The organism is Biomaibacter sp. TOL (assembly GCF_059717795.1).
This window is the reverse complement of the sequence record NZ_AP046092.1, coordinates 1,769,050-1,792,777: the sequence shown is the minus strand read 5'-3', so window position 1 is coordinate 1,792,777 and position 23,728 is coordinate 1,769,050. Positions and strand designations below refer to the sequence as shown.

At 42.8% G+C, this 23,728-nt stretch carries 24 protein-coding genes; all 24 read left to right on the top strand.

Going from position 1 to position 23,728, the window contains the following annotated elements; genetic code table 11:
* Window positions 1–120 precede the first annotated feature (120 nt).
* The 24 genes from AC6I1H_RS09035 (at window position 121) to AC6I1H_RS08920 (ending at window position 23,703) form a co-directional block, all read left to right on the top strand.
* Complete coding sequence (locus tag AC6I1H_RS09035) at window positions 121–1,284, top strand: RNA-binding domain-containing protein (RefSeq protein ID WP_497740611.1); 1,164 nt, start codon at window positions 121–123, stop codon at window positions 1,282–1,284.
* A 195-nt stretch (window positions 1,285–1,479) separates the two neighbouring features.
* The gene (pyrG, locus tag AC6I1H_RS09030) at window positions 1,480–3,099 is read left to right on the top strand and encodes a CTP synthase (RefSeq protein WP_497740610.1); all 1,620 of its coding nucleotides are present in this window, start codon (window positions 1,480–1,482) and stop codon (window positions 3,097–3,099) included.
* Between the two features lie 235 nt (window positions 3,100–3,334).
* A complete protein-coding gene (locus AC6I1H_RS09025) occupies window positions 3,335–4,591 on the top strand; it encodes a methyl-accepting chemotaxis protein (protein ID WP_497740609.1) in 1,257 nt (418 codons plus the stop codon).
* 200 nt (window positions 4,592–4,791) lie between these two features.
* A complete protein-coding gene (locus AC6I1H_RS09020; protein ID WP_497740608.1) occupies window positions 4,792–5,877 on the top strand; it encodes a lipid II:glycine glycyltransferase FemX in 1,086 nt (361 codons plus the stop codon).
* Window positions 5,878–6,050: 173 nt separating this feature from the next.
* A complete protein-coding gene (locus tag AC6I1H_RS09015) occupies window positions 6,051–8,429 on the top strand; it encodes a Lon protease family protein (RefSeq protein ID WP_497740607.1) in 2,379 nt (792 codons plus the stop codon).
* 178 nt (window positions 8,430–8,607) lie between these two features.
* Window positions 8,608–8,841 (top strand): DUF433 domain-containing protein, encoded by a 234-nt coding sequence (locus AC6I1H_RS09010; RefSeq protein ID WP_497740606.1) that lies wholly within the window; start codon window positions 8,608–8,610, stop codon window positions 8,839–8,841.
* Between the two features lie 548 nt (window positions 8,842–9,389).
* The gene (locus tag AC6I1H_RS09005) at window positions 9,390–9,566 is read left to right on the top strand and encodes a hypothetical protein (protein WP_497740605.1); all 177 of its coding nucleotides are present in this window, start codon (window positions 9,390–9,392) and stop codon (window positions 9,564–9,566) included.
* A gap of 44 nt (window positions 9,567–9,610) precedes the next feature.
* Window positions 9,611–9,922: a nucleotidyltransferase domain-containing protein gene (locus AC6I1H_RS09000; protein WP_497740604.1), complete on the top strand. Its 312-nt coding sequence runs from the start codon at window positions 9,611–9,613 to the stop codon at window positions 9,920–9,922.
* Window positions 9,923–9,968: 46 nt separating this feature from the next.
* Window positions 9,969–10,292, top strand: a complete 324-nt coding sequence (locus AC6I1H_RS08995) for a DUF4258 domain-containing protein (RefSeq protein WP_497740603.1) — start codon at window positions 9,969–9,971, stop codon at window positions 10,290–10,292.
* The gene (locus tag AC6I1H_RS08990) at window positions 10,285–10,515 is read left to right on the top strand and encodes a type II toxin-antitoxin system MqsA family antitoxin (protein ID WP_497740602.1); all 231 of its coding nucleotides are present in this window, start codon (window positions 10,285–10,287) and stop codon (window positions 10,513–10,515) included. The genes AC6I1H_RS08995 and AC6I1H_RS08990 overlap by 8 nt, the downstream gene beginning before the upstream one ends.
* Before the next feature lie 118 nt (window positions 10,516–10,633).
* A complete protein-coding gene (gene sppA, locus AC6I1H_RS08985; protein WP_497740601.1) occupies window positions 10,634–11,626 on the top strand; it encodes a signal peptide peptidase SppA in 993 nt (330 codons plus the stop codon).
* 57 nt (window positions 11,627–11,683) lie between these two features.
* Window positions 11,684–12,475, top strand: a complete 792-nt coding sequence (locus tag AC6I1H_RS08980) for a hypothetical protein (protein ID WP_497740600.1) — start codon at window positions 11,684–11,686, stop codon at window positions 12,473–12,475.
* A gap of 650 nt (window positions 12,476–13,125) precedes the next feature.
* Window positions 13,126–15,861 carry an S-layer homology domain-containing protein gene (locus AC6I1H_RS08975; protein WP_497740751.1) on the top strand — a complete coding sequence of 912 codons (2,736 nt, stop codon included), beginning with the start codon at window positions 13,126–13,128 and terminating at the stop codon, window positions 15,859–15,861.
* 373 nt (window positions 15,862–16,234) lie between these two features.
* Window positions 16,235–16,840: a hypothetical protein gene (locus AC6I1H_RS08970; protein WP_497740599.1), complete on the top strand. Its 606-nt coding sequence runs from the start codon at window positions 16,235–16,237 to the stop codon at window positions 16,838–16,840.
* A gap of 332 nt (window positions 16,841–17,172) precedes the next feature.
* Entirely contained in the window at window positions 17,173–18,111 is a 939-nt protein-coding gene (locus tag AC6I1H_RS08965; RefSeq protein ID WP_497740598.1) for an Rpn family recombination-promoting nuclease/putative transposase, read from the top strand.
* A gap of 199 nt (window positions 18,112–18,310) precedes the next feature.
* Window positions 18,311–18,598, top strand: a complete 288-nt coding sequence (locus AC6I1H_RS08960; protein ID WP_497740597.1) for a nucleotidyltransferase family protein — start codon at window positions 18,311–18,313, stop codon at window positions 18,596–18,598.
* Entirely contained in the window at window positions 18,598–18,969 is a 372-nt protein-coding gene (locus AC6I1H_RS08955; protein WP_497740596.1) for a ribonuclease toxin HepT-like protein, read from the top strand. Before AC6I1H_RS08960 ends, AC6I1H_RS08955 begins: the two co-directional genes overlap by 1 nt.
* Before the next feature lie 67 nt (window positions 18,970–19,036).
* The gene (locus tag AC6I1H_RS08950; protein WP_497740595.1) at window positions 19,037–19,342 is read left to right on the top strand and encodes a nucleotidyltransferase domain-containing protein; all 306 of its coding nucleotides are present in this window, start codon (window positions 19,037–19,039) and stop codon (window positions 19,340–19,342) included.
* A complete protein-coding gene (locus AC6I1H_RS08945) occupies window positions 19,335–19,721 on the top strand; it encodes a HEPN domain-containing protein (RefSeq protein WP_497740594.1) in 387 nt (128 codons plus the stop codon). The genes AC6I1H_RS08950 and AC6I1H_RS08945 overlap by 8 nt, the downstream gene beginning before the upstream one ends.
* Before the next feature lie 242 nt (window positions 19,722–19,963).
* Complete coding sequence (locus AC6I1H_RS08940; RefSeq protein ID WP_497740593.1) at window positions 19,964–20,245, top strand: DUF4351 domain-containing protein; 282 nt, start codon at window positions 19,964–19,966, stop codon at window positions 20,243–20,245.
* A gap of 262 nt (window positions 20,246–20,507) precedes the next feature.
* On the top strand, window positions 20,508–20,765 hold the full coding sequence (locus AC6I1H_RS08935) for a DUF2442 domain-containing protein (protein ID WP_497740592.1): 258 nt from the start codon (window positions 20,508–20,510) through the stop codon (window positions 20,763–20,765).
* A gap of 502 nt (window positions 20,766–21,267) precedes the next feature.
* A complete protein-coding gene (locus tag AC6I1H_RS08930; protein ID WP_497740591.1) occupies window positions 21,268–21,951 on the top strand; it encodes a response regulator transcription factor in 684 nt (227 codons plus the stop codon).
* A gap of 259 nt (window positions 21,952–22,210) precedes the next feature.
* Entirely contained in the window at window positions 22,211–23,215 is a 1,005-nt protein-coding gene (locus tag AC6I1H_RS08925) for a HAMP domain-containing protein (protein ID WP_497740590.1), read from the top strand.
* Window positions 23,212–23,703, top strand: a complete 492-nt coding sequence (locus AC6I1H_RS08920) for a sensor histidine kinase (RefSeq protein WP_497740589.1) — start codon at window positions 23,212–23,214, stop codon at window positions 23,701–23,703. Before AC6I1H_RS08925 ends, AC6I1H_RS08920 begins: the two co-directional genes overlap by 4 nt.
* The last annotated feature ends 25 nt before the right edge of the window (window positions 23,704–23,728 follow it).

The window sequence follows — 23,728 nt, the reverse complement described above, 5'->3', positions numbered from 1 at the left end:
TATCCGGTTATATCTTATTTTGAAATAGTATTTACATTAATATAAATAATTGGTAATATAAAGCTATAAAGTATGTTTTTAAAGTATATTTTTATAGTAAATTAAAAGGAGAAACAAAGCATGGATCTGCGCGAAGTTTTGCAGCGATGCAAAAAAGGAGAAAATCTGAGAACAGAATTTAAGCAATGGCCTATCCATTCTGATGACCTGGCAGCAGAAATAGCAGCATTTGCCAATACTGATGGAGGGCAGATTTTTATAGGAATAGATGATACAGGTAATCTTATAGGCATTGGCGGGGAAAATATAGACAATTTGAGTAAATTTGTTGATAATGTAGCGTTTAATAATTGTGAACCGCCGGTTACAGTTATTCAAGAAACAGTTCAGGATGAAAAGGGCAATATAATCCTTATTATAAATATTCCTAAAGGAAGCCAGCGACCATATAGAACAAACCGAGGAATATATTATGTACGCACTTCTTCCGGAAGACGGCAGGTTTCAAGGGAAGAACTGCTTCGGCTTTTTCAAGCTGCTGAAAGCTTATATTATGATGAAACTCCCATATTTAGATCTACTATGGAAGATCTTGATGAAAAGGCACTGGAATCGCTGTTGGAACTGGTAAAAGAACAGGGGATCGATATAGCAGGCATTTCAAGAGATAGATTGCTGCAAAACTGGCATCTTGTTGATGATATAAAAGGCGAAAAACATCCAACTTTTACAGGAGTTTTGTTTCTTGCGGCAAATCCTCAGGCTTTCATTCCATATAGCTATGTATCTGCCCTCAGGATTCCCGGAAATGATATTTCGATAGAACCGATCGATCAAAAACATTTTGAAGGACGACTTATTGATATATACCATGATACTATGAGATTTTTCGGGATTCACTTGATGAGGTCTCACCAGATCAAGGGCACAGAGCCCGAAGTTAAAGTCGAAATCCCTGTTGAGGTTTTGCGGGAAGCTCTTATTAATGCCTTTGCCCATCGGGATTACACCATATCGTCGCCGATTAGAGTCATAATATATAATGACCGGATTGAAATACGGACTCCGGGAAGCCTGCCAAATACTGTCGATATTGATGCCCTGAAATTCGGCGTACATGTCTTGCGCAATCCCAGCATATATAACATTTTCCTGAAGGTTGGACTTGTAACCGATGCCGGCAGCGGTATTCCCAGGATGGTCCGTCTGCTAAAGCAAGCAAACAATACCGAACCTGATTTTAAGATGGAGGGAAATGAATTTATCACTATCATTCCGAGGTAAAGGTGCCAGGCACTCACTTATTCACTTATTGAATTGTGTGAAAACAACCCCAAGCTGCGGAAACCCCGCAGCTTTTTACATAGGCTGGCTGGAATGAAAATTCTTCACCTTCTATTGACAATTTCCTTTTAAATTGAATAAAATAAAAAATATGGGGTTTTTTTATGTACGGAAAAATTCTAAGGGGGACTTATAATGCATACCAAGTTTATATTCATCACAGGCGGCGTGGTTTCATCCCTGGGCAAAGGTATCACGGCGGCGTCGCTGGGGCGCCTCTTAAAAAGCAGGGGTCTTGCTGTCTTCATGCAGAAATTCGACCCCTATATTAATATAGACCCGGGGACCATGAGCCCATACCAGCACGGGGAGGTTTTTGTCACCGAGGACGGAGCTGAGACGGACCTGGACCTGGGCCATTATGAGCGCTTCATCGACGTGAATCTCACAAAAGACAGCAATGTCACCACCGGCAAGGTTTACTGGTCGGTGATCACCAAGGAACGGCGGGGCGATTATCTGGGAGGAACGGTGCAGGTGATTCCCCACATCACAAATGAAATCAAAGAACGGGTGGTCAAGGCGGCCAGGGAGACAAACCCGGATGTGGTTATCACAGAGATAGGAGGCACCGTGGGCGACATCGAGAGCCTGCCCTTCCTGGAGGCCATCCGGCAGTTGAAGGTGGACCTGGGTCGGGACAATGTCCTATATATACATGTGACGCTGGTGCCTTACCTTTCCAGGGCCGGCGAGCTGAAGACCAAGCCGACCCAGCACAGCGTCAAAGAACTCAGAAGTATCGGCATCCAGCCGGATATCATAGTCTGCCGTTCCGAGCGGGCCCTTTCGGAAGAGCTGAAGGAAAAAATAGCCCTCTTCTGCAATGTGGAGCCCGAAGCCGTTGTGCAGAATTATGACGCCGATACCATCTATGAAGTGCCCCTTATTTTAAAAAATGAAGGGCTTGACGAGATCGTGGCTAAGAAACTGGGCGTCGACGGCATGGAGGCGGACCTTTCCGAATGGGAAGAACTGGTGAAAAGGGTGAAGAACCCTTCTGAAAATGTGAAAATTGCACTGGTGGGCAAGTACGTGGAGCTCCACGATGCATACCTCAGCGTGGCAGAGTCCCTTTGCCACGCGGGTATTGCCAACGATGCAAAAGTAGAAATAAAATGGGTACATTCAGAAGACCTGGAGGCCCCCGGCTTCGATATGGAAGCTACATTTTCTGATGTGGACGGCATCCTGGTGCCTGGCGGCTTCGGCGACAGGGGAATCGAGGGCAAGATCAAATCCATAAAATACGCCAGGGAAAACAGGGTTCCGCTTTTTGGCATATGCCTGGGCATGCAGTGCTCGGTCATAGAATTCGCCCGTAACGTCTGCGGCCTGGAAGGCGCCCACAGCACGGAGTTCGACCCCCGTTCGCCCCACCCAGTCATAGATTTAATGCCCGAGCAAAAGGGCATAGAAGACAAAGGCGGCACCATGCGCCTGGGACGATACCCATGCAGCATCAAGCCCGGGACAAAGACCATGGCCGCCTACGGCGAGGAATATATCCAGGAGCGCCATCGCCACCGCTATGAGTTCAACAACGATTACAGGGAAATACTGACCCGGGCGGGCATGGTGCTTTCGGGCCTTTCCCCGGACAACCGCCTGGTGGAAATCATTGAACTTGCAGAACACCCCTGGTTCGTGGGGACCCAGTTCCATCCGGAGTTCAAATCCCGCCCCAACCGGCCACACCCCCTTTTCCGCGACTTCATAAAAGCGGCCCTGGAACATAAAACACGGCGCTCTTAATTAAATACTTAAAATGAATTCCACCTAAGACACATGAAAAAACCCTGAAAAATTCAGGGTTTTTTCAAATAAAACTTTTATACTTTAGGCCGCTCTCGGGGGGATTAAATATAATTTCGACACATTTTTGATTTTCCGGCAGGAATAAGTCAAAAAATGTCTAATATATATTATATAATTTTCCAGCGTTACCTTATATTGTTTATTTTAATAAAATGAGGAGGAGGCAGAAAGCTTGAAAAGTATTCAATTCCGAATGGTTCTTACAACTATTCTCTTGGTCGTGCTTTCACTGGGCGTATTTATTTTCTATTTTCATCCTCAGGATTTGACAAAACAGGATGTAATTGTCATGGCGGCGGCAGCTGTGATTATTTCCGGCATTATTTCCTTTGCGGTGGCAAAGACCGTTTCCGCACCGGTGGACGCCGTAGCGCACGGTCTGGAAGCCATAGCGACAGGGGATTTTACAGTAAAGGCCAGAAAGATAACCAATGACGAGGTGGGCAGGCTGGCGGACATTTTCAACGACTCCGTATCGAGGCTGAAACTGACGCTGGCAGAAGTAAAAAAATCCATAGATGAAATGGTGGCGTCTGCTGATTCCATCAAGGAAATAGCAAAGCAAAGCGAAGAGGCGTCAAATGTATTTGCCGGTTCCATTGAAGAAAATATCCAGAAAAATTCAGAAAAAATGGAAGAGATTAAAAATCTCGTGAACTCCATATCGGACATGCTGTCACAGATGAGCGCCGGCGTCGAACAAATAGCCTCAAGCGCGTCGGACGCCTCTGCAACCGCAGTCAATGCCGCCCAGCTGGCCGATGCGGGAGAAGGCGCCATGCGACAGGTGATAGATCAGATGAAGAAGATTGAAAGCTCAAGCATGACCACGGGCGAGGTCATTAAAAAGCTCGGAGAAAGCTCGGAAACCATCGGCCAGATAGTGGAAACAATTACGGGCATTGCGGACCAGACAAACCTTCTTGCGCTCAATGCGGCTATAGAAGCGGCCAGAGCAGGAGAGCAGGGCAGGGGCTTTGCGGTGGTAGCGGACGAGATCAGAAAACTGGCGGAACAATCGGGCAATGCTGCAAAACAGATAGCCGACCTCATATCTTCAGTACAGCAGGAAACAGCCAATGCCGTATCCGCCATGCAGGAAGGCGGGGATAACGTCAAGAAAGGAATAGAAGCTGTAAAAACGGCGGGCGAGACATTTGATAAAATCCTTTCAGCAGTGCAGAAGGTATCCGAACAGATGCAGGAGATTTCCGCGGCCACCCAGCAGATGGCAGCCAGTACAGAAGACACTCACGAATCATTCAAGAAAATGACGGAGATTACAGTGGATACATCCAACCAGGCTCATGACATTGCGGAGTCGGTGGAAAAACAGCACATGCTGCTTGGAGAAATAGCTTCCTCTGCAGATACATTGAGCCATATTGCGGACAAACTAAAAAAATCATTTCAGACCATGAAAATTTAAATGTCAAGGGGACAGGGTACTTGACAACTTTGACGGACAACTTACGTGTGAAATCGGTTTTATCTCATGCTTTTCGAAAACAGCAGGCCAAAAATAATCCGGCCTGCTGTTTCATTCTTGCCAAATTCTCTTTTCACTTCCCCATAAAATAAGATATAATAAAGTATAAGAAAAACATTTTTTCGGAGGCTTCTATATAAATGGAATTGAAAATCATAAAAGAAAATGAAAAAGATATTTTCAATAAATTCATGGCATACGGCCCCAAGGGCCACGTGCTCCAGTCGTACGAATGGGGTGAAGTCAAGCGCCGCACCGGATGGCAGCCCATAAGGATGCTTGTTGTGGAAAATGATAAACCGGTGGCGGGCATTTCAATTTTAAAGAGACGGCTGCCCATCCCCGGGTTTAAAAAATGCATATTTTACGCTCCCCGGGGGCCGGTGGCGGAATTTTCCGACAGAGAAACTTTGAAATTTCTTTTATCAAAAATAAAGGAGCTTGCTACAAGACATGGCGCCATTATGCTCAAGATAGACCCCGATATAAAAGCGCCGGACGAAAATGCGGTGAACACGCTGAAATCATTGGGCTTTATTCCGCGCGAAGGCGGCAAAAATTTCGAGGGGGTCCAGCCCAGATTCGTGTTTCGCCTGCCCCTGGATAAACCTCTGGACGACATCTTCGCTTCCTTCCACGAAAAAACGCGCTACAACATACGCCTTGCGGCGAGAAAGGGCGTCGTCGTAAAAGAAGGCTCCCGGAAGGACCTGAAGCCCTTTTACGAAATCCTTCAGGAGACATGCATAAGGGACAAATTCCTGGTGAGAGGTTTCGATTACTTTGAAGCCCTCTGGGATGAACTGGTGGAAAAGGGCCTGGCGAAGCTGTTCATGGCGGAATTCCAGGGCAGATACATCGCCGGAACAATAGCTTTCATATTCGGCGACAAAGCCTGGTATATCTACGGCGCCTCCTCCAACGAGCACCGCAACGTCATGCCCAACTACGCCCTCCAGTGGGAGATGATCAAATGGGCCAAACAAAACGGCTGCACCATGTATGATTTCAGGGGCGTTTCCGGAGACCTTTCCCCCGACAACCCCCTCTACGGCCTCTACCGCTTCAAGAAGGGTTTTAACGGCCAGTTTACCGAATTTATCGGGGAATTCGACCTGCCCCTTTCTCCGCTTTTCTACCATCTTTGGGAACATGTGATCCCGGGATACAGGACCTTGAGAAGGAATATAGTGAACTTTATGAGGGGGATGAGGAAAGAAATATAACAAGAGAGGGTATTCAGGCATGTCTGCAATATTCTACTACAAAATAATTTTGATGGAGGGGTTATAAAAGGAAGAAAAAATTATAGTAGAAAGAATCATTGTTGATCCAGAAATAATGTGCGGGAAACCGGTAATAAAACGTTTCTAAATTTACTCATAAAGGAGGTTACACCATGCTGCATAAACTTACCCCCGCCGAGCTGCGGGAGACCTGCAACCCGGCCATGTTTTCCTTCCGCTCCACCGAAGACCTGGAGCCCCTCTCCGACATCATAGGCCAGGAGCGGGCGGTGAAGGCCATGGAGTTCGGTTTGAAGATCGACCACAAGGGCTACAACATATTTATGACCGGCCTCACCGGTACCGGCAAGACCAGCTATGCCCGGGCCGTGGTGAAAAAAGCGGCTGAAGGCAAACCCATCCCCGACGATATACTTTATGTTTACAATTTCACAAAGCCCGAAAAGCCCATTGCCATAAACCTCCCTGCGGGCAAAGGCTCCGAATTTTCGAAAGATATGGAAAAACTCATATCGGAAGTTCGACGGGAGATAATCCGGATCTTTGACGACGAAAATTTTGAGAACCAGAAGCAGGCCCTCATAGACAGATACCAGCGGGCTTCCCTGGAGCTTTTTGAGAAGCTGGATGAGATTGCAAAAGCCGAGGGCTTCACTCTCCAGAGGACACCCCAGGGCATCATAACCATACCTTTAACAGACGGCAAACCCATGAGCCAGGAGGAATTTGAAGCCCTGTCGGACGAAGAGAGAAAAGCCCTGGAAGAAAAGGGGCGTAGCCTGCAGAACAGGATAGATGAAACCATGCGCAAAGTGAGAGCACTGGACAAACAGGCGCGGGAAGAACTGGGGCGCCTGGAGAGGAATACCGCCCTTGCCGCTATAAACCCCCTCTTTGAAGAAGCGGCTGTAAAATATGCCGAATTTGCCGAAGTCATATCCTATCTGAAATCCGTGAAAGAAGACGTCATAAAAAACCTTCTGCTGTTCCGCACCGACCGCCGGGAAAAACCGGAGGGGGACGACCGGCAGATATTGAACATCGCCCAGAACGCGCCCCAAGAAGACTTTTTCCTGCGCTACAGGGTCAACATATTCGTTGACAACCGAGCCACAAAAGGCGCGCCCGTTATCTTTGAGACAAACCCCACATATTACAACCTGTTCGGCAAAATCGAGGGCAAAGCCCAGTTCGGCGCCGTAACCACCGACTTTACCATGATAAAAGGCGGCGCAATACACAGAGCAAACGGAGGCTACCTGGTGCTGCAGGCGTCGGACCTTTTCAAAGACCCCTTCGCATGGGATACCCTGAAGCGCACCCTGAAAAACGGCGAAGCCTGGGTGGAAAACATAGGGGAGCAGTACCGCACCGTGCCAACAGTGACGCTCAGGCCCGAACCCATACCCGTGAAGGTGAAGGTCATCCTCATCGGCACCCCGTATATCTATTCTCTGCTGAACGCCTATGATGAAGATTTCCGCAAACTTTTTAAGATAAAGGTAGACTTCGATGTGGAGATGGACCGCACCACCGAAAACCTCAAACGTTACGCAGCCTTTATTTGCCACATATGTCAGAACGAGGGGCTCATCCACTTCGATCCCACCGGAGTGGCAAGGGTGGTGGACTACAGCTCACGCCTGGCGGAAGATAAGAAGAAGCTTTCTACCCGTTTCAACGAAATAGTGGAAGTGCTTTATGAAGCCGCTGCCTGGGCCACTATAGACGGAAGATCCTCCGTCACCAGCGAATACGTGGATAAGGCAATCGAAGAAAAAATCTACCGTTCCAACCGGGTGGAGGAAAAACTGTTTTCCATGATAGAGCGCGGCGAAATACTGGTGGAGACCAGCGGAACCGCCGTGGGCCAGATAAACGGGCTATCGGTGCTGGACGTTGGGGATTACATATTTGGTCAGCCTTCCCGCATCACTGCCAGGACCTACCTGGGGGACGAGGGGGTCATAAACATAGAGCGGGAGGCCAAGATGAGCGGCCACATCCACGACAAGGCCGTCATGATACTTACGGGATTCCTGGGTGAGCGCTACGCCAGAGAAATGCCCCTCACCATATCCGCCAGCATAGCCTTCGAGCAAAACTACGGCGGCATAGAAGGCGACAGTGCTACCTGCGCCGAGCTAATAGCGCTGTTGTCCAGCATATCCGGCATCCCTGTGCGCCAGGACCTTGCCATCACTGGCTCTCTGGACCAGCAGGGCCATGTCCAGCCCGTGGGCGGCACCACTTACAAGATAGAGGGCTTCTACCACGCCTGCAAGATTAAAGGCTTCACCGGAACCCAGGGTGTGGTCATACCATGCCAGAACATCGACAACCTGATGCTCAAGCCCGAAGTGGTAGAGGCTGTGGAACAGGGCAGATTCCACATATATTCCGTCCAGACCATCGACGACGCCATAGAGATAATGACCGGCATGAGCGCAGAAAAATTCCATGCAAAAGTCATGGAATCCCTTGCGAAAATGGCCGAGACCGCCCGAGAATTCATGGATAGAGAAAGCTAAATTTATACAAAGCTTGATTTGAGGGAAAAATAAAAAAAGGCCCAGTTTACACCGAGCCTCAAATATTTTAGTCATGATTTGATTTAGGAAGACTATTGATTGACTAAGATTTTTAATTTACAATATAATTTATAAGTCAGATTTCAGAAGAAAGTTGGTATGAAGGAGGGAACATTTAATGGAAGATAGAATTATCGTTGATCCAGAAATTATGTGCGGAAAACCGGTTATTAAAGGTACGCGGATCCCTGTTTATTTAATATTAGATTTGTTAGCAGCGGGATATACAATAAATAAAATTATTGATTCTTATCCGCAATTAGAGAAAGAAGATGTAATAGCAGCATTAAATTATGCCTCAAAATTCATGAGATATGAGGAAGATGTAATTCAATTTAAGGCGGTGCAATAACTTGCCTAGTTATAAGAGCCTTTCCGTCAACAGTAGAAAACATAAATTCTATATTAAAAACTTTTCTAAAAGAAGTGCAAGATTTAAATGTGATTTATCGTAAATTAACTATTGTTGAAAATGGGAAATTTAGAACTTACAAATGACGCCGACCCGCGATGGTCGGCATTTTTAGTGTGCCCGGCATGGGCGGAAGCTTAAGCAGTGAAAGTCTGCTATGGGGCTGGCAGCAGCGACCATTAGCTAAACAGCAAGGGTGTCTATCGTGAGGTCTGGTACCCACCGAAGGTGGGTGCTGAAGGAAACGTTAGGGAAACTAACAACCCGGGCCGAGAGACCCGGCTGAACCGTCAGAAGTCAGCAGAGGCCATAGTAGTCGGCATAGACGTCATGCCGACGAAGGGCCGAACACAAAGCGAGGGCCGGGTACCCACCGAAGGCGGGTAGTGGCAAGTTCGCAAAACTATCAAAGACAGCAGAAAACCCCGTAAGGGGCCTACTCTGGGAAAAAAGCGGTGAAGCCGCAAGGGTCCCAGGGAGGGCCGAGTATGTATCCGGTACAACCCGAGAAGATATCCCCGAAGGACCATGATATCCACCTGATGGAGAAGGTAGTATCAAGAGAGAATATGACAAAAGCACTGGGACGGGTAGAAGAGAACAAAGGAGCGCCAGGCGTAGACAGTATGCCCACTCGATCTCAAATATTTTTGCAAAAGTATTGATTATTAGCTGTAACTATTTTACAATGTAGATGGTGGTGGTATAAATGATACCTGAAGAAAAGATTCATCAAGCTGTAGAAATTCTAAAAGCCGAAGCCAACCCATTAAAAATAATACTCTTTGGTTCTTATGCGAGAGGGAATATGCATGATGATAGTGATCTGGATTTTCTTATAGTGAAAAAAGATGTGAAAGATAGAAGGCAGGATATGGTCAAATTAAGAAGAGCTTTAAGCCGTTTAAGGATACCGGTGGACATCCTTGTTGTTTCTTCCGAATATGTAGAGGAATGGAAAAATGTAAAAGGCAATGTGATTTACCATGTTATAAAAGAAGGTTTAGTGTTGTACGGATAGTTTTATATAATGATAACAATAAATTAAGATTGAGGGCTAATGGAGAATGACAGAAATTGATATAAAAATTATAAAAAAACTTATTTTGAAAGGAAAATGGCTATTAAGCGACCATGCACTTGACAGGATGATAAAACGGAATTTAAGAACTGTCGATGTTTTAACATCAATTATGAATGGTGAAATTTTAGAAGATTATCCAGATGATCCAAGAGGACATAGTGTACTTGTACTAGGGAAAAAAGATAATACTTTTATTCATTCGGTATGTGGATTAAAAGATGGGTTTTTAACCATAATAACTGTATATGTGCCATCACCTCCAAAATGGATTGATGAAAGGACAAGAGGAGGAAAAGATAATGAATAAATGTCAGTATTGTAATGGTAAACTTATAAAAAATAAGGGAAGAATAGAAAAATGGGTGAATAATAGACTTATAATAATTGAAAATGTTCCTTTTCTTGTATGCGAAGATTGCGGCGAAAAATATTATGATGCGGAGACTTCCCTAAAATTAGACGAATATCTTTATGAAGCCAAACCTGAAAAAATAATAGAAGTGCCTGTTTTTGTATATAAAGAAGGATAGATTAATGGCTTAAAAACAATCCGGCCCGATGCGGTCGGTATTTTTATTCATATAATGCATACCTTATGACAGAAGGACAAAAAGACAAATAAAAATCTTATCGAAAGGAGCGATACCATTGAAGCGAATCATAACCATCATCCTTATCATTATTGTCGCCGTCTCCCTCATCGCTGCCCTGGCAATATCACCTGCAAGCCCCGGCCGAAAGGCTGCGCTCTCACAAAAAAAGATTGGCGTCATCACCCTGGAGGGCATCATCATGTCCAGTTCATCGGGCCTTCTTTCCGCCGCCGGCACCGGCGATATATTAAGACAGCTCCATGACGCTGCCGAAGACCCCGAAATATCCGCCCTGGTCATCAGGATAAACAGTCCCGGCGGCACCGTGGCCGCATCCCAGGAGCTTTATGAAGAAGCCCTCAGGGTAAAGGAATCGGGCAAAAAATTGGTGGTATCCATGGGCGATGTGGCGGCATCCGGCGGGTACATGGTATCCTGCGCCGCCGACAAAATCGTGGCAAACCCCGGTACCACCACCGGCAGCATCGGCGTCATCATGGAATTTCAAAACGTAGAAGGACTGTACGACAAACTGGGCCTCAAGGAAAATGTCGTCAAAAGCGCCCCCCACAAAGACATCGGTTCCCCCACACGCCCCATGACCGAAGACGAAAGGGCCATATTTCAAGACATGGTTGACGAAATGTATAACCAGTTCGTGGACATAGTGGCAAAAGGCCGCCACATGAGCGTCGATGAGGTAAAAAAACTTGCCGACGGCAGGGTCTACACCGGCACCCGGGCAAAAGAGCTGGGCCTCGTGGATGAAATAGGCAACTACTACGACGCCGTGATGATCGCCGCCGACATGGCAGGCATAAAAGGGAAGCCTGTCATAAAGGAATACGGTAAAAAATCCGCCCTGGAAGCCCTGCTCTCCGGAGTAAGATCAATGGTGAACACCCTTATGGATCCGGTATTCGGCGCACGCCTGCCTGAAAATCCGGGTACCGGCATGACTGCGCCCGCCGGACAGAATTTTTCCCGCCCTTCTTATTTTCCTGATTACCTTCCGGATAAAGTTGCATTAAGTATCCTTTATCCCTAAAATCAGCCGCATGCCGTCATTTGCGCAATCAAATCAACCCGAGGAGATGAATAAAAGATGAGAGAGCAATTCAAAAGCTTTCTGGACGACATAACAGGAGTGCTTTTTTCACCTATGGCCGCCCTGAAAAAGATATCCGAAGAAAAGAAAGTGGCGCAGTCCCTCATCGTCCTGATCCTCTCCAGCATCCTGCCGGAAATCGCGGGCATAAGGCATTCCCTGAACGAAAGCATACTCGGTACTTTTGCGGGACGGGATGCATTGCCGGGCATAGATGAGGCGTATGGCGCTTTGACCCGTGCTGTGCCGTACATCGCCGCCCTTATGATAATAGGCGCCATCCTCATCATCCCCCTTGTGCACTTCATATTCACCGCCGTGGTGGAGCTGGCATGCCAGTTCCTAGCCCCGAACAAAGCTGCACAAATGCTCGCGGATACCTCCGACAGCGTCCCGGCTCGAAATGCCGCCGATCCCGGCGGGACTTTGCCGGAAGGCAATGCAGCTCCCATGACTCGGATGCCCGGCCTCCCCAGGTCCTCGGTACCAGCCGCCGGTGTGGGACTTTTCGCTGCCATGGCCTTTTCAACCCTGCCCATGCTCTTTATGGCACCCGTGAACCTGATAACCATGATCGCCGGAATAAACCTGAGCCTCCTTTTCGGCATACTGCTCCGCATCTGGGTAATCGTGCTGCAGATAATTTCAGTGAGGCAAACACACGGATTCACGGCCGGACGGGCGGCGCTGGCCTACTTTGCCCTGCCCGCAGCCGGCATAGCAGCCGCCCTACTTCTGGTATTGCTACTGGCGGTTTTTCTGATGCCATATATTACCATACTCCTCTGAAAAAAATTTTTAAAAAAGGAGGACTTTCCCCGGTCTTCCTAGAATATATAAATTGCTTTTTATTGCTTTTTTTCCGCAAGTTTAGCCGGGTTTCCATATTGCGTCATATATAAAAAATCCCGGCATATAATGAAAAATGTAGCCGTAAGATTTGTCCCAACCAATATTACATTTATATTACAATTCAACCAATTATATTGACGTGATTGTGCCCCTGAGCTATAATAGCTATAGAATACGAACTTTGACAACTAAATAATGAGTTCAAAAGACTCATACTCAAATCCGGGAGTAAGGCAAAAAGAACTCATTATTAGATAAAATTTTCTATAAAATTACTAAAATCAAGCAGGAAATTTCATCCTGCCATAGAAATAATAAATAAAAAATATAGGATATAAAAAGTAAAAAAATATAGGATAATGTAAATTTCCGTAGCCTGCAATCTTTCAACCTCCCTCATGTCCATAGCCGCTTCCGGGTTAAACTTTCAGAAGGCGGCATTTGCGGCAGTGAAGGGGATTGAAAGAAAAGGATAAAATTAAATTCCCATAAAATCCTTTGAAAGGGGTGATGAACACCAGGAGGATAGGAAAAGCCTTTTGTAGTTAAATTTGTTTTGTTTCAAAATCAAAAAGGAGGATTTGAGTATGAAGAAAGCCAAAAAACTACTCGTAACCCTGCTTATACTCACATTCGTGCTCAGCACAGTGAGCGTAGGGTTCGCAGCAAGCAGCACAAGTTCTTCCGACACGGCAGTTGATGTCAAAAAATTGACATCCGACATTGAAGACAAGGATGTAAAGGCTGCAGTGTTGAGACTTGCTGCATTTAGCATCGTCAATGGTATGGAAGACGGGAAATATCATCCCTCGGATAGCGTAACAAGAGAGCAATTTGCAAAAATCCTTGTTACATCCTTGAAAATGGATGCCGCAGCAAAGGCAGCCACTGGCCGCAGCAGCTTCAAAGATGTGGAAGCCAGCAGATGGTCTGCAGGTTACATAAATGTAGCTGTGGGGCAGGGATTGATCAAGGGTTATCCGGATGGTACTTTCAAACCGGCAAATCAGGTGAGCTATGCTGAAGCCATCACCATGCTGGTAAGGGCGCTGGGTTATAAGGATTCGTTCCTGTCTGGTAGCTGGCCTGGCAATTACCTTGCAAAAGCGGCAGAAAAGGAAATCACAAAGTATGTCAAATTCAGCGATGCCACAGGATTTGCAAACAGGGGCGATGTGGCTATTCTTGTAAATAATACTCTTGATGCAAAGGTAGTCAAGATCAACACCCTTAAAGAAAGCGGAATAGAGTATTATGAATCTGACAAGACATTGCTTGAAGACAAGTTGAACATTACAAAGTATGAAGATGTAAGGATTGTAGCTAACAACAGGCTTGATGACAGCCTGGAGAACAATGAAGTGACAGTTTTCTTCACAAAAGATACAGACGACAACAAGTATGATAAAAATAATGATGCTGACTTTGAATGTATTGATGGTTTCAATGTAGAACCAATACTTGGCGAAGAAGTTACCATCTATTTGAATGACGATGATGAGATAGTTTACGCAGAAAGCGAATCCGATGACAAAGCAGCGTTCGATTATGTTGAAGGCGATGTTGCAAGCAGCGGCAAGGTTAGCAAAGTGAGCCTTGTAAAGCTTGATGACGACTATGCGTTTGACAGCAATGCAACGGTTTATGTAACACAAAGTGGCGAAACTAAGAAGATTGATCCAGATGACCAGACATCCGGCTTCTTCAACGGCATGGTTGGGAAGATCGTAATAAAGAATGATAAAATCGTGTTTGCAGATTTTATGGATGTAACAGAAGAAATCGATAACTGGATGCTAGTAGAGACGAATAAAGACGGGTTAATAACAGGAATATCTATGGACGATGAAAGTTTCGAACTTGATCTTACAAAAGATAGCAACTACGATGGTGTGATGGTATTTGACATTGATGGCAATGCCCTTTCTGTTGATGATATAGAAAAGGGTAACATCCTTTACGTCGCAAAGACGGACATCGATGGTGATGATTATGCTATCGTTAGGGTTGTAACTGATAACAAGATAGAAGGAACCTTCGACAAAGTCAAGAGTGACAGAATCACCGTCGGCGGCAAGGAAATTAAATTCACAAAGGTTGGCTCAGATATAAGGGCGAGCTACAGTATTGATAATGGCGATTCAATAAGCAGATTTGATTTTTCCAAGCCAGATGTCATGGCAGATATGGAAGACGCGGATGACGAAGACATTGTTGCATATACAGATGCCGTTGGCAGAATAGCATATTTTGTGACAACCGCAAAGGCTGTATCGGGCTATAAATACGGTGTAATTACAAGGGTATTCACCGACAGCGACAAGCTGAAAATTTATACCATAACGGATGAAGGCAAAGGCGATGAAGTAACATACGCGGTGGAAAAATCGAGCGATATGGACAGTGTAAAAGTGATTGATCCGTCGACAGGGCTTGAAAAGAGCGGCACATACACAAAACCAAGTGTTGCGGCAGGCCAGATAATAAAGTTCAAACTTAACAAAGACGGAGAAATTGCAGATGGAGAGATTTATGTAATACCGAAGCCCCAAGATACCGATGCTGCATGGAAACTAACCAAAGATTTTGGCAAGGACACTGTTACAGCAGCATATAATAATGGAGGTTCAGCCAAGTCATTCTCGGTGGACAGCGATACTGTCATTATTGATGCCAAAAACTTACAAACTAACACCAACTCCACAAAATTGACCATTTCAGTAGACGATAACTTCTCTGTGGTGGCGTGGAAAGATTTGGCAGAAGACACCAAGGTAACCGAACCCTTCTATGTAATACTGGATAAGGACGGCGTGGATGCAAAAGCCCTTGTATTCTTTGGAAACGGCGTAGGATCTGCGGCAGAAGACTATGAAGCACTTTATGTCATCGATACATGGTATAAAGGCGGAGACATGTATGCAAAAGTCCAGAGATATGGAAACAGCGTAGAAGAATTCAAGCTTGATCATACAATAAGTAAAGATGAAAGGCCATACGTCGGAAAGGTCCAGGCAGATGGAGACCTGTCTATCGGTTCTGACAGCGACTTCACAGAATACTACGGTATAATAACTGGCAAAGACAGCTCCACAATTACTGCAGATGTTTATGCAGCAGGCTCGTCAACGAAGCAAACAATGACCTTCAAGATCAGCAGCAGCACACTTGTATATGAAGAAGACACCAAGAAGTCAACTTCCAACCTGCATGAGAAAGATGCTATCTATCTTGTAGTTGAAAATGGTGTTTCTGCGAGGGTAATTGAAAGACTGGTTGACACAGAAAAGAGCAAAGTTGAAAACAACCAGAGCCCGTATTGATCAAATGATTAAAAAGAGAGGAGAAATCCTCTCTTTTTTTGATGCGACAAATATATTTGCATCATTAATGGAGGATGGTTAAAGTTTGATAGCACGGCTAAAACGAAGAACCGAATTATTAGACCGTGTATATAAAGATTATGAAAATTGCGATACTCATTAAAAATAACATACCTTCTGTTATTTTAAAGAAGAAATGACGGAAGGTATTTTTTTCGGCATTCACAAAAACCTCACAAAATTGTTATATATCTGTGATAGAGGTAGTATATCATAATAATTAACAAAAGAGGAATAAATAACTAATGGAGGCTAGGAAATTAAAGAATAAAGCGCTATGCATCAAAAAAAAAACAAACTTGGAGGGGTTGACATGAAGAAATTTGTTTCTGGATTGTTGACAGGTATAATAATCGCCACAGCCTTTTCGGCTTTTGCAGCAACGCTTACCGTCAAACCCAATACCTTTCCGGTCATAATAAACGGTGTAAAGGCGATTGTGGACGGATACAACATCAACGGTTCAACATATTTGAAATTGACAGATCTGGAAAAAGCGGGCCTGAAAGTGGTTTTCAATTCTGCCGCGAAACAGATTGAGATAACAAGCTCGTTCGGGAAAACGGGTCCGGAAGGAATGGGTTCTTCAGAAGACATAACAAAAGAATTGCCTTCCGGGGCGAAATTGGTCGATAAGCAATACAACAACAGTACATACAAAGCCATAAGTTATAATGGATATACATACATTTCTATAAACGACTTAAATAATGTATTTGGTATAAATATGGTCAGAGAAGAGCAAACAAACGACGCTCAGTCGGGCAATATGCAGCCGCAACCTAACCCACCCAAATCTATTAAATTTACCAAAGGTGACCAAACTATTACTGTAGATTTATCCGATGCAAACAATGTGCTTTCTGTCGGCAGGCGAATATATTTAAATTATGCGCTTTTTGCGGATATAATAAAGTAATTCTTGCTGGCCCAAAGAAAATTTTGTGAAAATTAATTTTAAAGAAAGATTTTATTTTATAAGGTTAAAGGTGCCGGGCACTCACTTATTCACTCAATGAAAATTAAGACACCTTCTGTTATTTTATTATAGAATTAACAGAAGGTGTCTTTTATGAGAAGAAAACTGGTTTCGGGATAAGTGATAAATCAGGACGGCGATAAAATGGCGACAGATTTTTTTATCAGAGTGGGATACTGAGAAATCGCAAACAAATCTTCCTGATCAACACTGCATAAATATTGAAGTTAAAAGCAAGATAATGTATAATCAAGGCAGAAAGAGGTGATAAATTGGGGCAATACGATATAACCATAAAACATATATTCTCCAGCCTAGCAGATGACATAATAGAATATTTCTTAAGATTGAAACTAAAGAAAATAGAAGAACTCAACCTGGAATTCACCACAGTAGAAAAAAGACAAAGCGACATGATATTCAAATGCCAGACCGAAACCGGAGACATGCCAGTACATATAGAATTTCAATCGGACAATGACAGCAAACTGCCGTACAGGATGCTCAGATACTCCATAGAAATCATGGAAAAATACGAACTTCCCCCTTACCAGATAGTAATATATATGGGGAAAAAAGAACCCAGGATGCAGCAAAAACTAACATACGAATATGAAGATACAAACAGGCTGGATTACAGATATAAACTAATCGACCTTGGAGAAATAAAATTTGAGGAAATAATCAAAACAGGACATTATGATTTATATTCACTATTACCGCTGGTAGATAGAAATAGAAGACAAAAGCAAGGGGAAAAATATATAAAAGAATGTGCTGATGCAATACTAAAAATGCCGATGAACATAAACAGGAAAAAAGATATAGCATTTTATGCGGGCATTTTCTCGGGTTTGATGTTTAACGAACAAGAAGTAAAAAGAGCATTTGAGGAGGTGGTAAGGATGCTAAACCTGGAAGAATCGTCCTTCTATAGACTAATACTTGAAGAAGGCAAGAAAAAGGGCTTGACAGAAGGAATTAAAGAAGGAATAAAAGAAGGAATTAAAGAAGGAATTAAAGAAGGAATTAAAGAAGGTCTAAAGGAGGGCAAGGCGGATACAGCAATAAGACTTTTGAAAAAGAAATTTGGGACATTATCAAAAGAGGCGGAGGAAAAGATACTTAAAGCAAATAAGGAAACACTGGACAACATTCTTGATGATATATTTACAATAGAAAAAATTGAAGATTTGGATAAATACTATTAAGGGTGCCAGGCATTCACGCGACATAGGGGACGGTTCGTTAATTGTCGCAAATGTAATTGTCGCAAACGAAAATGAAGAAAAAAATCAATCTTCATAAAATTTAACTATTTTTTGGCACACCTGTTCGCGGCTGTTTACAGATAACATTCGGAAAACCTGGGCAAAAAGGCGAGAATTGGCAATTGCCCAAGAGAAAACAATGAAAGAAGAAGCCATGGAAAGGGCCGGTAAAATAGCGAAATTTCTAAAAGATAAATATGCGATAAAGAAAGTATACTTGTATGGTTCTCTTTCCAGGGAAGGTCCCTTTGATAAATACTCTGACATAGACTTATTTATAGACGGCTGGAACGAAGATCTGAATTACTGGACAATGTATATAGAGGTTGAGAAAATTGCGATGCCGTTTGCCGTAAGTGTAATTACCGAAAAAGAAATAACATCGGAGCTTAAGGAAAAGATATTAAAAGAAGGGAAGATAATTTAATGAAAGATTCAACCTTATCGGTTGTTATTTCTCGGCTGGAAGCAGAATTAAAAAATATTGACAGATTGCGCGAAACGCTGGAAAAAAGGAACTTATTAGATGATGATAAAAATTTGAATATAAAATTATCGGATGATTTTACTTTAAGAGCTGTTGGTTCTATTTTTCATGATTTCTATACTTCAGTGGAAAATATGTTTAAAATAGTAGGCCGTTATGTTGATAAATCTATGCCTGAAGGTCCAGATTGGCATCTTGAACTTTTACAACAGATGGCAACACCGATAATAAATATTCGTGGCACAGTGATATCCTTAGAAACAAAGGAATTATTAAATCAGCGATGCAAGAATCCCGCACCAAAGTTGTAACATTTCGATAATTTTGTTCATGGAGATAAAATATGAGTTTAATATGAGTTTATTGAGGTTTGATATTATGATAGACCATGAGGAGATAGAAAAGATAAGGAAAGAGATAATAAATAAGTTTCAACCCCATAAAATAATCCTATTTGGATCTCAAGCAAAAGGGATAGCTAAGTTGAGTAGTGATATAGATTTATGCGTCATAATTAACACAGATAATAAAAGAAGTTTGTTGGCCGAAATTTATTCGGAGATTGATAGTCGTAAACCCTTTGACGTTATAATTTATACACCGGGGGAATGGGAGAAATTTAAAAATCGTGAGGGAACTTTTGCACATTTAATAAATGAGAAAGGGGTGACCCTATATGGTTGACAGCAGTCGGTATCAAGATTGGATTCAAAAGGCCAAAAAAGATATTAATGCTGCTCTAATACTAAAAGAACATGACTGTGGCAATGATTTAGTGTCTTTTCATTGCCAGCAAGCCATTGAAAAGTTGCTAAAAGGTTATATCATCTATAAGATAAATAAAATAGTTGAAGGTCATAGCTTGGTCTATCTATGTAAAATTTGCATGAACTTTAACCCGGAGTTAAAAAAACATATTAAAGACTGTGCTTTTGTAAATCAATATTATATAGAAACAAGATATCCATCGGAAGATACCATAGAAGTGTCTGATGAAGAAGCGCAGGAATGTATAAAAATATCAAAAGAAATATTTCAATTAATAGAAAATGATATTAAATAGGTTCTCGACGCTTTTGCCATATTTCCTTGACCACATTCTACACCGTAAAACGGCTGTCGTTTTCCATAAATGAGAGCGTACGGTCCGGCTGGCAGCCCGCGTGTTCACCAGTGGTGGATACGCAGGCCATGCCGATTACCGCCCGCCTTAGGAATATTACCTGCCCCCGAACTATCCGATTTTGAGCGGGTTTGATGTTTAACGAACAAGAAGTAAAAAGAGCATTTGAGGAGGTGGTAAGGATGCTAAACCTGGAAGAATCGTCCTTCTATAGACTAATACTTGAAGAAGGCAAGAAAAAGGGCTTGACAGAAGGAATAAAAGAAGGAATTAAAGAGGGAATTAAAGAAGGTCTGAAGGAGGGCAAGGCAGATACAGCAATAACACTTTTGAAAAAGAAATTTGGGACATTATCAAAAGAGGCGGAGGAAAAGATACTTAAAGCAAATAAGGAAACACTGGACAACATTCTTGATGATATATTTACAATAGAAAAAATTGAAGATTTGGATAAATATTATTAAAGGTGCCAGCACTCGTATATTCACTTATTGAAAATTAAGGCACCTTTTGTTATCATAGATACATCAGGAATTACTTGTTAATATCAGATATTTACCAAATATTTTATAAATGATATTATAAAAATGTTTGAAATCACGATTTTTTCTCCTTTGAATTATAAAGAAGCTTTTATTGTAAGCAATTAAATAGCGGTAGCTTTTTGAACTCTCAGAGATAAGCAAAATCATTGAAAGAAACCTGGAAATGATGAGAGGCAATGGAATGAGTATTTTAGATAATGATTTAATTAAAGCAAATGCTATGGAACTATGGTTCGATGATGATAAATTTTATGTTTTACTTAGTGATGGCAGAGAGATAGGGGTTCCGCTGGATTGGTTTCCAAAGCTCAAAAAAGCAGATGATAATCAGAGGTCAAAATGGCGGCTGATAGGAAATGGAATCGGTATTCACTGGGAAGATTTAGATGAAGACATATCAGTTGAAGGGTTGCTTATGGGTAGAAAAGCTAAACGTTAGGTGCCAGGCACCCACATATTCACTTAATGAAAATTGAGACACCTTCTGCTATTATGGAAATAACTGAAGGTGTATTTTTATTAGGTAGAAAACCGAGGATGAGTGGGAGGTTTACCATGTCATACAGCTGGGAAAATGAGGAATGAAAATCATTTCAGCCCATTGATACCAGGTACACATATATTTATTTTGATAATATACATTGACATATGAAGATACATAGTATTTACTATAAATATGAGGTGATTATATGTATATTCAGGCTGTAAGACTTTCAAGGGCTATTCTCCAAATGGCTAAATTAAATGAAAATGACAAAGTGGAAATACAAATTAAAGATGGCAATGTGATTATTATTCCTCTTTAAAAAACATTGAAAAAAATAATAGCAGAATATAATGAAAACTATAAATGTAGGATACTGGAAAACCACGAGGCACAGAACGGAATAAAGCTATCTTCAAAAGAACAAGAAATTCCTACATACTGAGGTGAACTTGAAATGGCTCATATTCTTATTTGTGATGACCAATTTATTGTTCATGAAACAATAGGTGCATATTTAAAGGCAGATGGATTTACTTATGATTCTGCGTACGATGGAGAAGAGGCGCTAAATAAGGCTCGTGAAAATATGCCGGATTTGATCATTCTGGATCTTATGATGCCAAAAATAAATGGCATAGAGGTCTGCCGCACGCTGCGCAAAACCACGGATGTACCAATAATCATGCTGACTGCCAGGGGCGAAGAAATCGATAGAATTCTGGGATTGGAATTAGGCGCCGATGACTATATTGTAAAACCTTTTAGTCCACGGGAAGTGGTAGCGCGTATAAAAACGGTTTTGCGCCGCAGAGCCCCGCAAAACAAGGAGCAAAAACCTTTACTGCGTTATGATGGATTGGAAATAAACATATCAAACTATGAGATATATATTAATGGAAATAAAATTCACTGTACGCCTAAAGAGGTCGAAGTGATTTACTTACTGGCTTCTCATCCCGGACAAGTTATGAGCAGAGAGCAGATACTATCAAATGTATGGGGTTCTGATTATTTTGGAGATGCTCGATGCGTTGATTCTCAAATAAAACGCATTCGTAAAAAGCTTTTCTATGAAGGCATGAAATGGAGTATCAAAAGTATTTACGGGATAGGTCACAAGTTCGAAGTGTCAAATTGAAATTGCAAGTTGTGTGTTACTCTGATAGTAGTGGAATGGGTGGTATAATGAAAAAAAGCATACTTTTTCGACAGATCATGGCTTTATTGATAGGTACAATTGTACTGTATGTTGTGCTCAATATGGCTTATTTTGTATATATAGCAAATAATATGTTCAAAAAATTACAAGTACAAGAGCTCGAACCCCGGGCTGAAGCAATTGCAAACTTAGTATTGATATATCAGAAAGAGATCATAACCAAGAGTCAGCTTGATGAATGGCTTTTAACCAGCGGATACAACGATGTTGTGTATATATTATATATATATATGATGCAAACGGCAATCTTATCATAAAAAACGAAGGCGTCATGCTGCCGGAACTGAAGGAGAAGAGAAAGCAACAGTTTGATTCTGCCCTGAGTGAGACTTTTGAACGATATCTTAATTCGGTTTTGTCAGGGGAAAAAGTTATTTCTTCCGCTGGGCCAATTCTTGTAGTGGGACAGCCTGTTATGAATAATGGTAATGTATCCGGTGCGGTTTTTCTGACTAGGCCGCCGGAAGAACTGAGAACAGCCATATATGGGCTTGGACGTTCTATGATGATAAGCATTATATGCGTTTTTTTATTAATGATATATCCCGTATACCGTGTTACAAGGCGTATTGTTAATCCGTTGAAGGACATGCGGGATGTGGCGATCAATATGGCGCACGGAAATCTTAGGGTACGGGCTAGTGAAACATATAAAGGGGAAATCGGGGAACTGGGGAAATCATTAAATTACTTATCGGCCCGGTTATCCGAGACAATCTCCGCTTTGACGGTGGAGCGAAACCGTTTGAAACAAATTATTGACGGTTTGTCGGAGGGAATTATAGCGGTAGATAGCTCAGGCAATGTTACACATGTTAATCCCGCGATCCGGGACATTTTCGGCATAAGTAAGGATGAAGGACGAACCGGTATAATACCGGCCAAAGATTTATGGGATGATTTTGACACTGTAATTTCTCGCGGATATGCGATTGTCCGCAACATGAACTGGAAACAGAGGGTTTTCAGGATTGCTATCTGCCCATTGAAGGATGAATCGAATAATATTGTAGGCGCAGTGGGTTTGATTCGCGATGTTACCGAATCGGAACGTTTGGAGCAGACTCGCCGTGAATATGTTGCCAATGTTTCTCACGAGCTTCGGACTCCTGTATCATCACTCAGGGCTATGCTGGAAACTCTGGTTGATGACATGGTCCCTGATGAGAATACGAATCTGTGAAACTGGAACAATTTCAAATCGATGAGGTCATTATGGAAGTGGTTGATCGTTATGCCGTACTTGCCGAAGAAAAAGGCATAAAGTTTTCTTTTTCACCCATGGATGAGGAATTGATTATAACCAGTAACGCGGATATGGTAGAACAGGTGCTTGTAATACTCCTCGATAATGCCATTAAGTATACTTTGCCGGGAGGCAGTATTTCTTTATACGCCTGCTTTGATGATACTAATGTTTGGATATCCGTATCAGATACGGGAATCGGCATATCTCCCGATGATCTCCCCCATATATTCGAGAGATTTTATAAGTCCGACAAGGCCCATGCCACTCAAGGAGCGGGGTTGGGTCTTGCAATAGCTTATGAAATTACTCAGCGACTGGGAGGAAAAATCGAGGTGGATAGCAAACAGGGCGAAGGCAGCGTTTTCACCTTTACATTGCCCCGCAATCCGGGAAACAGGGTAATGGAAAGCAACACGACATGAAATGAGAGAAAAAGGTATTGAAGCT

Coding starts and splice junctions, on each gene's coding strand:
- AC6I1H_RS09035 (WP_497740611.1), top strand. CDS start 121: ATGGATCTGCGCGAAGTTTTGCAGCGATGCAAAAAAGGAGAAAATCTG.
- pyrG (WP_497740610.1), top strand. CDS start 1,480: ATGCATACCAAGTTTATATTCATCACAGGCGGCGTGGTTTCATCCCTG.
- AC6I1H_RS09020 (WP_497740608.1), top strand. CDS start 4,792: ATGGAATTGAAAATCATAAAAGAAAATGAAAAAGATATTTTCAATAAA.
- AC6I1H_RS09015 (WP_497740607.1), top strand. CDS start 6,051: ATGCTGCATAAACTTACCCCCGCCGAGCTGCGGGAGACCTGCAACCCG.
- AC6I1H_RS09010 (WP_497740606.1), top strand. CDS start 8,608: ATGGAAGATAGAATTATCGTTGATCCAGAAATTATGTGCGGAAAACCG.
- AC6I1H_RS09005 (WP_497740605.1), top strand. CDS start 9,390: ATGTATCCGGTACAACCCGAGAAGATATCCCCGAAGGACCATGATATC.
- AC6I1H_RS09000 (WP_497740604.1), top strand. CDS start 9,611: ATGATACCTGAAGAAAAGATTCATCAAGCTGTAGAAATTCTAAAAGCC.
- AC6I1H_RS08995 (WP_497740603.1), top strand. CDS start 9,969: ATGACAGAAATTGATATAAAAATTATAAAAAAACTTATTTTGAAAGGA.
- AC6I1H_RS08990 (WP_497740602.1), top strand. CDS start 10,285: ATGAATAAATGTCAGTATTGTAATGGTAAACTTATAAAAAATAAGGGA.
- AC6I1H_RS08980 (WP_497740600.1), top strand. CDS start 11,684: ATGAGAGAGCAATTCAAAAGCTTTCTGGACGACATAACAGGAGTGCTT.
- AC6I1H_RS08975 (WP_497740751.1), top strand. CDS start 13,126: ATGAAGAAAGCCAAAAAACTACTCGTAACCCTGCTTATACTCACATTC.
- AC6I1H_RS08970 (WP_497740599.1), top strand. CDS start 16,235: ATGAAGAAATTTGTTTCTGGATTGTTGACAGGTATAATAATCGCCACA.
- AC6I1H_RS08960 (WP_497740597.1), top strand. CDS start 18,311: ATGAAAGAAGAAGCCATGGAAAGGGCCGGTAAAATAGCGAAATTTCTA.
- AC6I1H_RS08955 (WP_497740596.1), top strand. CDS start 18,598: ATGAAAGATTCAACCTTATCGGTTGTTATTTCTCGGCTGGAAGCAGAA.
- AC6I1H_RS08950 (WP_497740595.1), top strand. CDS start 19,037: ATGATAGACCATGAGGAGATAGAAAAGATAAGGAAAGAGATAATAAAT.
- AC6I1H_RS08945 (WP_497740594.1), top strand. CDS start 19,335: ATGGTTGACAGCAGTCGGTATCAAGATTGGATTCAAAAGGCCAAAAAA.
- AC6I1H_RS08940 (WP_497740593.1), top strand. CDS start 19,964: ATGCTAAACCTGGAAGAATCGTCCTTCTATAGACTAATACTTGAAGAA.
- AC6I1H_RS08935 (WP_497740592.1), top strand. CDS start 20,508: ATGAGTATTTTAGATAATGATTTAATTAAAGCAAATGCTATGGAACTA.
- AC6I1H_RS08930 (WP_497740591.1), top strand. CDS start 21,268: ATGGCTCATATTCTTATTTGTGATGACCAATTTATTGTTCATGAAACA.
- AC6I1H_RS08925 (WP_497740590.1), top strand. CDS start 22,211: ATGGCTTTTAACCAGCGGATACAACGATGTTGTGTATATATTATATAT.